The organism is Bacillus sp. FSL W7-1582 (genome assembly GCF_038593325.1).
Taxonomy (GTDB): Bacteria; Bacillota; Bacilli; order Bacillales; family Bacillaceae; genus Bacillus; species Bacillus altitudinis.
Genome location: NZ_CP151987.1, coordinates 1,212,577 through 1,225,390, shown reverse-complemented (window position 1 = coordinate 1,225,390; position 12,814 = coordinate 1,212,577). Strand labels below are relative to the sequence as shown.

Annotated in this window: 13 protein-coding genes; 8 read left to right on the top strand and 5 right to left on the bottom strand. The window is 38.8% G+C overall.

Annotated features, from left to right (window positions below; translation table 11 throughout):
* Positions 1–66: 66 nt before the first annotated feature.
* Entirely contained in the window at positions 67–1,461 is a 1,395-nt protein-coding gene (gene lpdA / locus NSQ11_RS06240) for a dihydrolipoyl dehydrogenase (RefSeq protein WP_342501318.1), read from the top strand.
* Between the two features lie 117 nt (positions 1,462–1,578).
* Here the strand turns inward: lpdA and NSQ11_RS06235 are convergent, their stop codons facing one another.
* Positions 1,579–2,736 (bottom strand): MFS transporter, encoded by a 1,158-nt coding sequence (locus NSQ11_RS06235; RefSeq protein ID WP_129548445.1) that lies wholly within the window; start codon positions 2,734–2,736, stop codon positions 1,579–1,581.
* Between the two features lie 112 nt (positions 2,737–2,848).
* Between NSQ11_RS06235 and NSQ11_RS06230 the strand changes: the two genes are divergently transcribed.
* Positions 2,849–3,754, top strand: a complete 906-nt coding sequence (locus tag NSQ11_RS06230) for a LysR family transcriptional regulator (protein WP_076821847.1) — start codon at positions 2,849–2,851, stop codon at positions 3,752–3,754.
* Positions 3,755–3,770: 16 nt separating this feature from the next.
* Positions 3,771–4,334, top strand: a complete 564-nt coding sequence (locus NSQ11_RS06225) for a GNAT family protein (RefSeq protein ID WP_007498922.1) — start codon at positions 3,771–3,773, stop codon at positions 4,332–4,334.
* A 4-nt stretch (positions 4,335–4,338) separates the two neighbouring features.
* Here the strand turns inward: NSQ11_RS06225 and NSQ11_RS06220 are convergent, their stop codons facing one another.
* Positions 4,339–4,863 (bottom strand): DinB family protein, encoded by a 525-nt coding sequence (locus NSQ11_RS06220; protein ID WP_050827176.1) that lies wholly within the window; start codon positions 4,861–4,863, stop codon positions 4,339–4,341.
* A gap of 192 nt (positions 4,864–5,055) precedes the next feature.
* On the opposite strand from NSQ11_RS06220, the gene NSQ11_RS06215 reads away from it, so the two are divergent.
* Positions 5,056–5,754 carry an amino acid racemase gene (locus NSQ11_RS06215; protein WP_035392360.1) on the top strand — a complete coding sequence of 233 codons (699 nt, stop codon included), beginning with the start codon at positions 5,056–5,058 and terminating at the stop codon, positions 5,752–5,754.
* A 23-nt stretch (positions 5,755–5,777) separates the two neighbouring features.
* Positions 5,778–6,653 carry a LysR family transcriptional regulator gene (locus tag NSQ11_RS06210; protein WP_046343315.1) on the top strand — a complete coding sequence of 292 codons (876 nt, stop codon included), beginning with the start codon at positions 5,778–5,780 and terminating at the stop codon, positions 6,651–6,653.
* Positions 6,654–6,697: 44 nt separating this feature from the next.
* On the opposite strand, the gene NSQ11_RS06205 is transcribed toward NSQ11_RS06210, so the two are convergent.
* Positions 6,698–7,594: a macrolide 2'-phosphotransferase gene (locus NSQ11_RS06205; protein WP_046343313.1), complete on the bottom strand. Its 897-nt coding sequence runs from the start codon at positions 7,592–7,594 to the stop codon at positions 6,698–6,700.
* A gap of 593 nt (positions 7,595–8,187) precedes the next feature.
* Here NSQ11_RS06205 and NSQ11_RS06200 point away from each other — a divergent pair.
* A complete protein-coding gene (locus tag NSQ11_RS06200) occupies positions 8,188–8,436 on the top strand; it encodes a DUF2651 family protein (RefSeq protein ID WP_035392368.1) in 249 nt (82 codons plus the stop codon).
* A 41-nt stretch (positions 8,437–8,477) separates the two neighbouring features.
* Here NSQ11_RS06200 and NSQ11_RS06195 read toward each other — a convergent pair whose 3' ends face one another.
* Positions 8,478–9,308, bottom strand: a complete 831-nt coding sequence (locus NSQ11_RS06195; protein WP_342501359.1) for an SMI1/KNR4 family protein — start codon at positions 9,306–9,308, stop codon at positions 8,478–8,480.
* 265 nt (positions 9,309–9,573) lie between these two features.
* Between NSQ11_RS06195 and NSQ11_RS06190 the strand changes: the two genes are divergently transcribed.
* Positions 9,574–10,392 carry an oxidoreductase gene (locus tag NSQ11_RS06190; protein ID WP_008348355.1) on the top strand — a complete coding sequence of 273 codons (819 nt, stop codon included), beginning with the start codon at positions 9,574–9,576 and terminating at the stop codon, positions 10,390–10,392.
* A 72-nt stretch (positions 10,393–10,464) separates the two neighbouring features.
* Entirely contained in the window at positions 10,465–11,121 is a 657-nt protein-coding gene (locus NSQ11_RS06185; RefSeq protein ID WP_060832251.1) for a TetR/AcrR family transcriptional regulator, read from the top strand.
* 747 nt (positions 11,122–11,868) lie between these two features.
* On the opposite strand, the gene catA is transcribed toward NSQ11_RS06185, so the two are convergent.
* On the bottom strand, positions 11,869–12,528 hold the full coding sequence (gene catA / locus NSQ11_RS06180; RefSeq protein ID WP_008348362.1) for a type A chloramphenicol O-acetyltransferase: 660 nt from the start codon (positions 12,526–12,528) through the stop codon (positions 11,869–11,871).
* Positions 12,529–12,814 lie beyond the last annotated feature (286 nt).

Below are 12,814 nucleotides of genomic sequence, written 5' to 3'. Positions count from 1 at the left end.
CTTCGCCAAAATATGATGACTATAATATATTATGATCATCATATTTTGAAATTGGAGGTTCAAGAAATGATTCATTTAGAAACAGTAGATACATTAGTGATTGGATCAGGTCCGGGAGGCTACGTGGCGGCGTTACGTTCAGCTCATCTCGGCATGAAGACAGCGATTGTAGAACGTGATCAGTTAGGTGGCGTATGCACCCATGTAGGCTGTATCCCTTCTAAAGCGCTAATAGCAGAAGCAGAGCGGTTCAAACTCCGCACACAATGGGGTGGTTTTCAAGAAGGCGGTTCTTTCAATGAAGCTCAAGCGTTCAAAAAAGCTGTTGTGGAAAAACAAGCTGGAGGCGTCCAATTTTTGTTGAAGTCAGCGGGAGTTACCATTTTGGAAGGCGAGGCAAGCTTGTTCGATCAGCATACAGCGGTGATTCAACATGCCGAAAAAGGTGAAAAACGAATCAACTTCAAACACCTTATATTAGCAACCGGCTCTCGTCCAATTGAAATTAAATCACTCCCTTTCGGAGGTCGTATATTGTCTTCCACTGAAGCACTATCCCTTCCCGAAATCCCTAAAAGCCTTGTCGTAGTTGGGGGTGGATATATTGGTGTTGAACTCGGACAGATGTTTGCAAGGTTTGGATCAAAAGTCACCATTCTGGAAGGCGGCAATCAAGTATTGCCTGGCTTTGAAAGTGAACTTGTCTCTCCTGTTGTTCGACAATTGAAAGAAGATGACATCACCGTGATTACAGGAGCAAACGTCATAGGTGCCGAGCAGCGTATGAGCGGAATTGATCTTCATTATGAGAAACAGAAAGAAAGTTACACGTTGAAAGCAGATTATGCACTGATTACTGTCGGAAGAAAACCGAATACAGATGGAACATTAGGTCTCCATTCTATCGGTTTGTCCATTACCCCTAACGGACTAGTTAAAATTGATGAACAATGCAGAACTTCCATTCCGCACATTTATGCAATTGGTGATATCACCGAGGGTTCTGCTCTGGCTCATAAAGCTTCCTATGAAGCGAAGGTGGCAGCAGAGGCAATCGCCGGGAAGCCTTCGATGATCGATTATAAAGCGATCCCTCTCGTTGTGTTTTCCAGCCCAGAATTGACGAGTGTTGGACTGAGCGAAACGGATTGCAAGCAGCAATCCATTCCGACTGTTACTGGAAAAACAATGTTCTCTATTAATGGTCGAGCACTGGCATTAAAAGAACCAGAAGGATTTGTGAAGATTGTGGCCCATGCTGAATCTGGCCTTATTTTAGGAGCACAGATCGTAGGTGCAGAGGCATCTACTCTTATATCAGAACTTTCTCTCTCTATCGAAATTGGTGCTACAGTAGAAGATTTAGCCATGACGATTCATCCTCACCCAACATTAGGTGAAATGATCATGGAGGCTGCAGAAATGGCCACTCGTAAAGTTGAAAAAAATCTGGCACGATAATTCATTCATTCAGGTGCATCTGGTTCGATTGAGCAAAAGAATCGTCATAGCCTACTTAGGAATAGGCTATGGCGATTTCAATTGAGTCATGATATAAAAGCAGCGGTATATTGATCTTTAATTGGATACCTCATCACGTTTTTTCCCTAACTTCATCGATAACTGCACGCCAATCATCAGCATCACGATGGCGAGCATTGCGACAATAGCAGCTTGAAAATGTCCGCTGATATCGAAAATCAAACCGATTAAAAATGGACCAAATCCTCCCATGATGTACCCGCCCATCTGTGACATCGCTGACCATGTACCGGCTTCTTCTGGCGTACGCGTTTCAATAATAGGCAACATAAGCGCCAAAGGAAATAATCCACCTGCTCCAATCCCTAGAAAAATAACAGCTGGCAGGATCGGCATTGGCAATAGAAGGAATATGAGGCCAATCAGCTCTGACAAACTGCATAAGATCAGAAATAATTTCGGCTTTCCTAGACGATTGACGATGTTTGGAACGAGTAATGCCACCGGAATCTGAATGAGCGTAAATATCGTAAGCAGCATGGCGGCATACTGCGGACTATTCCCAAAATCAAGCGCAATGGGTGAAATCCACGCTGTTAACGAATAGAACATGCTAGACATAAAGCCAAAGAACAAGGTGAATTGAATGGCTTTTTTGTTTCGCAGCGGTAATCTCAGCGGCACGTCTGCAAGATCCGCTTGTTGGTTTTGACGAGCTAGACCGAGCCATAAAATCAGTGCAATAACGCCTAAAACCGCCCAGCAAGATAACGCAAGTGGAAGGTTATGCTCACTGCGAAGGTAAATCGGAATGGTCAAGCCCGAAGCAAGTGCAGCTCCAACTGTCATCGATATAGAGTACACACTGACAATCCCAGGACTTTTCGGGAAATACTTTTTAATAAAACTAGACAACAATGGTCCGGCAAAACTAATTCCAACTCCTCCTGCAAAAGCAGTCGTAAGAAGGATGGTAACCGTTTGACTTGTACCACGCAGTCCAGTCGCAATTGTGATAAGAAAAATTGAGAAAAAAAGGGTTCTCTCTAATCCAAACCGCCGGCTTAGTTTCGTTGCTACAGGGGCAAACACTCCCATGCACAAGACCGGCAAAGTGGTTAAAAGACTTGCCGTGAGTGCACTAACGCCAAGGTCTGATTGAATCATGCTCATCATAGAAGCTACGGATGTAATGATTGGGCGCAAGTTTAAGGCAGCTAAAAATAAAGCAGCTAAATAAAATATTTTTTTTATCAATACTCTTCTTCCTCTCTCATCTTGTTGAGGTTACTATGAGTATAAATCCGCTTCATTCATTGATCAATACAATAATTCGTATTATGATGATAGGAAAATACTATCATTAATGAAAGGATGGCATATGGATACTCGTCACATTACCTATTTTATGGCTGTATTCGATCATTTACATTTCACAAAGGCTGCAGAGCAACTAGGTATATCACAGCCTACATTAAGCCAACAGATTCGACTGCTTGAAGCAGAAGTTGGGATGCCGCTCTTTGATCGAATCGGCAAAAAAGTCGTTGCTACCGAAGCTGGTACGCTTCTTTATCAATATGGCATAAAAATGCTTCAGGCTGAACGAGATGCCAAAAATGCTATGAAAGAACTGTTATCTGAACAGCGGGGTACCGTTCGGCTTGCCGTCCTTCCCTCTGATCTTGACTTTCAGCTTGTTCCGCTTTTTGTAGAATTTAAAACGCTGTATCCAGAGATCAACCTAAAGGCTTTTTCGACCATCTTTGTTCGTGACGAGGTGCTCTCACATAAAGTCGATATCGGAATTGGGCTGCGCGGGCCTGCGGATAAACGACTGATTCAAATTCCACTTGGCGATGAGCCCTACGAATTGTTTGTTCATTCAGACAGTGAACTGGCAAAAAGGCGTGAAGTGACGCTAAAAGAGCTGACAAAGCATGCACTGGTCATGTATCCAAAAGGCTATCTAGGAAGAGATTTGGTCGATGACGTATGTAAAGAACACGGTTTTGAATTGGACACGGTCATGGATGTTGGGTCTGCCACTTCATTATTGCAGCTGGTTGAAGCCGGGATCGGCGCCACCATCCAGCCAAGAGGGCTGTTAAAGCAACATTCAGCATGGCCTAATATTGTCTCTATTCCTATTTCTGCCCCTGCTCCTGTTCGGCATCTTGAATTAACGTATTATGCCGATCGATTTGTGACCAAAGCGCAAAAACAGCTATCTGAATGGCTAATAGACTTTTTCAAATCAAGAACAAACTAAAAAGTGAGGGTAACACATGAAGAATGCAAACAGCATATTTACAAGAACAAACCGGGTCGTGATTCGTCAGTTTGATCAGCAGGATATTGAAGCATTTTATCAATACCGATCAAATCCCTCTATTGCCACATTTCAATCCTGGGAAAACTACACGTACGAAGACGCTGAATCATTTGTACAACACCAAATGACGCAACAACCTAATCAACCAGGGACGTGGTTTCAATACGCGATTGCCTTATCTGAATCCAATCAGTTGATAGGAGATTGCGCCATTCATACACTCGGCAGCGAGCCTAGAATCGTTGAAATAGGATTTACACTCGCGCCTGAATTTCAAGGAAAGGGCTATATTCATGAAGCCTTGAATTCAATGATCGAATATATTTTCACTACACTGAACAAGCATAAAATCATTGCCTTTACAGATGTACGCAACGAAAAATCCATTCGAGTGCTGGAACGTTTAGACATGAGACGCGAAGGACATTTGCTGCAAAATTATATGTCGAAGGGACATTGGGTCGATGAGTATCAATATGCCATTCTTCAATCCGAGTGGGCCGCGAAGCGTCATTAATCATTTATTTCCTATTCAAAATCCCTAAATAAGCGCTCCATGGACCCACATCGGTTCGATATCGTTCCGCCATGACTCGAACAATTTGGGAGATATGGGTGAAATCATGGACAACCCACGCAGAAAGTAATTCGCTCACTTGCACGACGCCGAATTCTGGATGGACGCCCTTTTTCTCTAGATCAAGATTTGAATGTGTCATACGCTGAATGTATGCCACATTCTCCATCCGCACATGATGAAACTCCGCTAGTGCCTGTTCTATCTGTCTTTCAGTTTGATTCAAATGGGCGTAGCGGTCAAATGCAGGAAATGGGGTATTCTCTCCATCAGCAAGAATGACATTTAATCGGGGAATCCAGTTGAATTTCTCTGCTTCAATCAAATGTTCAATGACTTCAACGGGATTCCACGTTCCCTCCCCTTCACGACTGTAAAGCCAATCCTTCGATAAACCTGACAAAAGACTTTCTAATGTACGAGGAGTTCGACTCAACATATCTAAAGCTTCATCCAAATTGAAATTCATATGGTAGCTCCTTTATCAATTTTTCTTTATTCTAATGTTTTTTGATTAGATTGCAACTCATACCGTAAAACAGATAAAGAAGAAAATAAAAGGTGCTTTTAATCAACCTTCTATATACAAATAGAACTTTTCTATAACACTCACCATCCTTTCTTTTTTTATAATAGAAAAAAATGAAATGTGGTGATATGCATGTCTACAACAATTGGTATTATGGGTGGTATGGGCCCTTTAGCGACGATTGATCTGATGAAAAAAATCATTTCTCATACACCAGCGATAAAAGATCAGGATCATCTCCATGTGATTGCTGATAATGATCCGCAAATCCCTGATAGAACCAATGCCATATTTGGGAAAGGCGAAGATCCTACAGAATATATGATTGCATCAGCTAAAAGATTAGAGCGCGCAGGAGCGGACTTTATTCTGATTGCATGCAATACCGCTCACTTCTTTTTAGAAAACGTACAACAATCCACTCATATCCCTATCATGAATATGCCATTAGAAACCGCAAAGCACCTGAACAAACATCACTATACGTCTGTGGGCTTACTATGTACTGATGGCACATTAAAAACCCAGCTCTATCAAAAAGCTTGTGCCCATCACAAGATTGATGTCATGACTCCTAGTGAAAATCTTCAGAAAAGTGTGATGAATGGGATTTATGCCGTGAAAGCAGGGAAATTGAGTAAAGGCGAAAGTGAACTGGCGTTAGCTGCAGAAATTTTAATCAATCAAGGAGCAGAAGCCATCATTGCCGGCTGTACAGAAATTCCTTTAGTTCTAAGGTCAACCAAAGCTGTGAAAGTGATTGACCCTACTGTCATTTTGGCGAAAGAAGCTGTAAAATTAGTGTATGAGCTTGAAAAACTAAACATTTAAAGAACGTCATATAAGGGGATAACATGAATATTGAGAATATAGAAGCGTTTATTTATGTATGCCAGCTAGGCAGTATCAATAAAGCTGCAGAAGCATTGTATTTAACCCAGCCTTCTGTATCGGCACGTATTCAATCGTTAGAAAAAGAATTAGACCTGAAATTATTTGATAGACAGAGAAATAAACTATCTCTGACGGAAAAAGGTGAACAGTTTTACCCGCATGCCAAAAAGATTCTCCATTCTTATCAAGAAGCAAAGCATAGTCTCAAACAAACGATGCTCCCTTATGAATTGACGATTGGATGCGCATCCTCTATTTCCAATAATCTATTGCCTAACATATTGCCCGCCCTAAAAGAAAAATACGAAAATCTGAAAGTGAAAATTGTAACAGGACATTCAAAGGATGTTGTCCAAAAAGTGATTAACAACCAAGTAGACTTTGGCATTGTCAGGACTGAAACACATCCTCAAATTGAATCAATCCCGATTTTCAGCGATCCAATCGGGCTGTTCGTCCCAACTCATCACCCGCTTGCCAGCCTAGGCAACATCAATATGAATGAACTAGAAGAACAACCTTTTATTTTCTTTGACTATGGGTCATTTGATTGGTTGATGCTCCACCGATTATTTCAAAAAAACAACATCACACCGAACATTTCCATTGAGGTTGATCATATGGAAACTGCAAAAAATTTAGTGCTACAAGGAATGGGACTATCGTTTCTTCCTCATCATTGTGTTAGAAATGAAGTAGAACAAGGAACACTAAAACAAATTTCAATTGAGCCATCTATCAATTTCAACATCAATATTGAGTTCATTTATAAAAAAGGAAAATCCAAATCCGTTTTCATTGATCAACTCAAACAGTTTTTTCATGAATTAGATTAAAAAAAGCCCTTTTTAGGGGCTTTTTTTGGATTTGTTCTGATTGATTAGCTTTCGTTTGCCAACATGTATGCTGCCGTTTCATACATATCTTTCAATCCTGATCTCTGTGCGTACTCGGCCACAGTGATCGCACTTGTCGTCAGAAGTTCTATTATATGTTCATCCATTCCTGACCAAGTTCTCCCGCCTGCTTTTTCATACGCATGGATAAGTTTCGTTAATCCTTCTTTCCCAAAGAGAAGTTGATGCGACAAAAAGTCTGCAGATACATCACCAACCCCCACTTCAGACCAATCAATCACACCGGTAACACATTGATTTTCATCAATCAGAATGTGACCAGGATGCAAATCTCCATGCTTCACTCCTACAAAAGGCGGCCATAAAGAATCTTTAGCTAGCCATTCTTGCCAGCGCTCCCATAAACCGCTGTTAATGGTGTATTGCGATTTGACACGTTCCATTCGCTGTTTCATTGATCCTCTTAATTCATGAGCACTGAGCATGTCCACACCGATCGTTTTAAAAGGCTGTTGATCTAAGGAATGTACATTCGCTAAAACTCTTCCTAATGATTCATAATAAGCTTGCGGTACATTCGTTTGGTCAAATCTCCACTCATAAGATTGCTGTTCCACATCAATACTAGCCGCCGGTACCCCCTCTAATTGTTTATAAGCAATCAGACTTTCTGTAAAGATAGACCACTTAGGAACCTGAAAGTGAACCTGATTACTAATGTAATCTAATGTCTTTTTTTCTTGTAAGGTATGTTTCATTGATTCAGGTCTGCGAGGCATTCTTATTATCCATTGATCACCATGTAAATCTTCGACGTGAGCGACACGGAAATCCACACCTGATTCATTTATTTTGATGGTATTCTCTAAAATCTCTAATCCGTGATGTTTGACTAACTGCTTTAATTCCAGTCTATTCATATCCAATCCTCCAATTGTTCATTTAGTCATGATCAATAGGCATCAAGAATATCATCACAAAACCCACAAACAGGCTACTTTATGTGGTCAGAGTAAACAAAGCTAGACATATGCCTTTCTTTGCATCATAAAAAACATACAAAAAAAGACAGACCGATTAGCTGCCTCTTTTCTAGTGAAATTGCATACTTTCCCGCTGAAGATCATTAAAAATGTGCAGACTACCCCGTTTACTCCGTTTGATGAAAACAGAGCCTTTGAACATATGAAATTACTGATTCAAAGTTTTCTGGCGTAATCTTCCTGCATGCATCATTTTTAACCATCCTCCTCTATATCATATAAATTTACTATACTTTATTTAAATATGACTTTCAATAAGATGACAAAAAGAAAGATTTAAAATCATCAAAAACCCTTTAAATTACATAAAATGAAATAATTTCATTTTTATGTGTTATGATATGGTTATTGATTCTTCTGTCTAATATAATTTATTAAACTCAAAAACCCGATGTACTATGAATTTTGAGTGTAAGAGAGACAATGAGAACAAATCAAATGTAGCTAAGTCATTTAAAAGGAGAATGGATATGACTCATTTAGAATTCGCATTCGGCTTGCTTCCAGTCAGTATGATCATCGCTTCTTTTATCGTCACATTGTTTGTACAAAAGGTTTATTTCATGCCAATTGTGAGCTTTATCATTTTGCTCATTCTGACATTTACACTTTTCAATGTCTCTTTCTTTGGCTGGGCTGTTGTTTACACTTTAGGCTCATTCATTGCTTCATATATAGCATTATTCATTATGAAAATTTTAAATAAAAAGAGATCATAAACTACTTTCGAAAAGCCCTAGAAAGGGCTTTTCATCTTTCACTATCGTTTTTTCACTGGATGAATGTCCTCTCCCAAAAAGGCGGTATTCGGATCTTCACTATTTTCTAGAAATTCAGCAATTTCTTGCAGCTCTTGATTAATACGGTCATTCCTTGGCATATCTGGGTTTAACAGAAGGTTGGAGTGAATAGCAGTAGCTGTTTCATACAAGACATGTTGATCTTTTATCTGTTTGATGCACTGTTTCATGCGCAAGAAAAACCATGCGATCTCTTCAATGTCTTCCATCGGATAATGTGCCATTTTGAAGAGATTCTGCTGACGAAGGTCTCCTCTCTCAAAAATGTGTTCAAGCTCTTCTTTACTGATATATAAATCCGAAGCTTCCTCCTCAATCTCTATTACTTCAACCATGGCGTCGCCAGCTGTATATAACCGCTTAACAAATTCATCGAAACTATCTGCCAGCTTAAAATCTACTTCCAGCTCTAAATCGAAATAGTGAATAGGAGGATGTTCCTTCGTTTCTCGATAATCCATGGCAATCCATGTATCTTCTTCCCCGCTGATGAAAACAAATCCCTCTGGTAGCTCCAATTCATCACTTAACTGAACACTATTCATAATTCCATCATCTTTAGCGATTCCTCTTAGATGATCGAATTGAACATGATCCTCTGCCCATGAATTCGGCCGTTCGGTTGGAAAAGCATTACGAACTGTAAAACCACCATTCCATTCTAAAATGAGTTTTTTGTATGTATCGGGTAAAATGACTCCAAGTGTTCCCTCTGCTTCACGAATTTGTTCCTCATCTATCTTTTCTAACGTAAAAGGACTCTCTTCATCTTTCTCCCAGAATGATTTCAAATTCAAAATGGATGCCTCCCAGTATTTATTGAGATAAGTATATCATTCATATTTTTAAAATGACCACCAGATCCTCCGGCCATTGGCGGTCAAAGTATTAAACACCTTTTTTGTACTCTTAAAGCGTTTCATGGTCATAAATTCGACCATTAAAACAAATGATAAAACATCTTCATATTCCCCTTTACAGTTGACCGTCAGTCATTTATAATTGACCCTAAGTCAAATATAATTGACCAAAGGTCATCAAAAGGAGGAAGAACGAATGAGTAAAAAAGTTGCTCTTATCACAGGTGCATCAGCAGGTATTGGAAAGTCCACAGCAATTGAATTAAATAAGAAAGGTTTTATTGTTTATGGTGCTGCTCGTCGAAAAGAAATGATGGAGGATCTCATCTCTCAAGGAATTCACACCATTTCACTTGATGTCACTGATGAAGAGTCTATGGTAAACTGTGTACGTGAGATTTTGGACAAAGAAGGAAGAATCGACGTGCTTGTCAATAATGCGGGCTATGGCTCATATGGTGCGGTGGAGGATGTATCTATGGAAGAAGCTCGAAGACAAGTAGAAGTCAACCTGTTTGGACTGGCCAGAATGACGCAGCTTGTTCTGCCTAATATGAGACAAAACAACTATGGAAAGATCGTCAATATTTCTTCTATGGGTGGTAAAGTGTGGACATCATTTGGCGCATGGTATCACGCTACAAAATTTGCAGTAGAAGGTTTTTCTGATTGCTTACGGTTAGAAGTTGAACCATTTGGTATTGATGTGATTGTTGTGGAACCTGGCGGGATCGCAACCGATTGGGGCGTCATTGCAGCAGAAAAACTTAAAACTGCTTCAGCAAAAGGAGCTTATAAAGAAGCTGCCAACAAATCAGCAGATAATATGGTAAAAACGTATTCAGGAAGTAATTTAACAAAACCAGATGTCATTGCAAATACAATTGTGAAAGCTGTCACTGTAACGAAACCTAAAACGCGCTATTTGGTTGGGTTTGGTGCTAAACCTATGGTGTTTATGAAAAATCTCCTGGGTGATCGTACGTTTGACAAAATCATTAAAAGATTCAGCTAATCACTTGCTCCCCTAAATATCTCTTTGTCTGACTCCAAATCAAAATTACCTTTGAAATGGAGGTTGAAAATAATGAAACGAGCGATGACAGATGAAGCGAAGGCTCTAAGAGCTCAAGCGATTTTAGATAAAGCAGCAGCGCTTTTTGAGACACATGAATATAACCAAATCAAAATGTCAGATATCGCCAAAGAAACGAAGCTATCAAAGGGCATACTATTTGTTTATTTCAAAACAAAAGAAGCTCTTTTCTTCCAACTATTATGCCGGGAATATGTAAAGAGACTAGAACGCTTCATTGAAATTATTTCTGAAACACAGATCAAAAACCTTCAGGATATCAAACAACTTTTTCTGAAAGAATTGGAAGAAATCATTGATAAAAATCCTATGTACATTAGATTAGAAGCCATTCGCACGTCTGTTTTGGAAAGAAACATCGACTCTGATACCATGCTTCAATCAAAACTGTTATTATTTCAAAAGCTAACGGAAATGACAGACTTACTTTGTTCAAATGATGTGATCAATGAGGCGCAAGTGATGGATATTTTTCAAGCTGAAGCAGCGATTATCACTGGATGCAAACTCACTGCCACTTTACCAGATGAAGTCATTACTATTATTGAAAATCATAATTTGCATGAATTTAAACGAGATTTTAAAACAGATGTGATGAATACAATGTCTTTTTATCTTGATGGTTATTTACACAACCTTGAGGCTTGACATAAAATGTTGTGCACGACAAAAGTGCATACAACACTTACATCTTCCTCATGTTCATGATGATTTTGACTGAAGCCAATATGAAAACAGACCTCCTTAAGGTCTGTTTTCATATGTTTTATACATTTTGAGATGCTGTGCGTCGAGCAATCATCGTCGTGTTTCGACATGTTTTTTGTTGTTCTTTGATTGTTGTATTCCGCATTGATTTTGTTTTAATAATTTCAAAATTTTATTTAACCTTTTGTTGGGCTGTTATTTAATTTGTTAATCTTTTTTACGTTGTCATAAACCATAACTTGTTTAATATTTATCAAAATCGAAACCATATTTCCTGTAAACCCTAGCAGCATAATGAATTGCTATGGTTGAATTAACGTTCTATATTCCATTACTACGTAGTTTATCACCTATCTTTAATTGACTTAGAAGCTTAAATATACTCAGAATCATCACAAATCACTTTTCAGGCCTACTCTTGAAAACAGTTTCAAGCTGAAATTTTCTACATCCCCTACTCACAATTCATTAAGTTCCCTTATATTCCATTTATTATCACATGATAGAATTTACAAAACACCGAAAAGAAACCGCAAAAATAAATGAGAAACAAATCTTTATTGCCATTAATAGCTACTTGTCACGTTTAAATTTTCATCAAAAAACAAAAAAGCAGACTCATTTAAGTCTGCTTTAAGCTATCTTTTAAATTCCACGGGAACACCTCTTGCAAATCACTCCTGACATTCAGGACATATCCAATGAATCTAACCACTCTTCACAATGTTCTATAAGCCATCTCAAATATTCAACATATTGACCGACATGATAGCCATCACAAACAGCATGATGTACTTGAATCGCAACGGGCAGAATGATTTTTCCTTCTTCCACCTTAAACTTGCCTATCGTAAATATTGGCAGTAAATAAGTTATATCTGTAGATACATTAAGGTTAAAAGAAGTAAAATCAATCCACGGCAGGCTTGAAATATTGAACATGTTTTCTGGCATATGAGGTTTCGGAAATAGGCTGCTGCTTTTGCTGTAAGTGTCCATGTCCGCTACACAGCTTTTATAAAACCGAGCAAAGTTTTCATCATAAGGCGTCCAAATACTTGAAAACGTCTTTGTTTCTTTATTTAAAATCGTATAACTAGGATGGAGAATCTCCCAGTAACCAAGTTCATCGTTCACTTGATCCATCCGAAATTCCGGTAATTTTTGCACAGCTCTTGCTAACAAATAAATTTGCACAGGATATACTTTTAGCCTTTTTTCTTTTAATATTGCATACAATTTTGTGATGTCTAGATCGATCACCAGACTATATGAGCATCGGGTTACCGTCATATAATGATGAAAGTGCTCTTTTCTCGGATAATTTTCATCTATTTGTTTAAACATTTTTTATCTCCTCCTGAATGTTATTTCATGTATTCAGGAGGAGACTTTATCTGTTTTCACCACCACAATCATCCTTTCAAGAGTTATGTCATGTTTCTGTCCATTCAAAGTCTACCATGAGCTTTGTTTATGATAAAGCCTCCAGCAACTCTTCGTAAGTAATCTTCCCTAACGTGAAGGGTTCTAGTGCCATATATATTTCTCCACTGTCAATATAGAATTTGTCATTTTGAGTGCTATCCTCTATTCACTTCTACCCTTACTGCTGCTGAAGCTTTTCCATTGT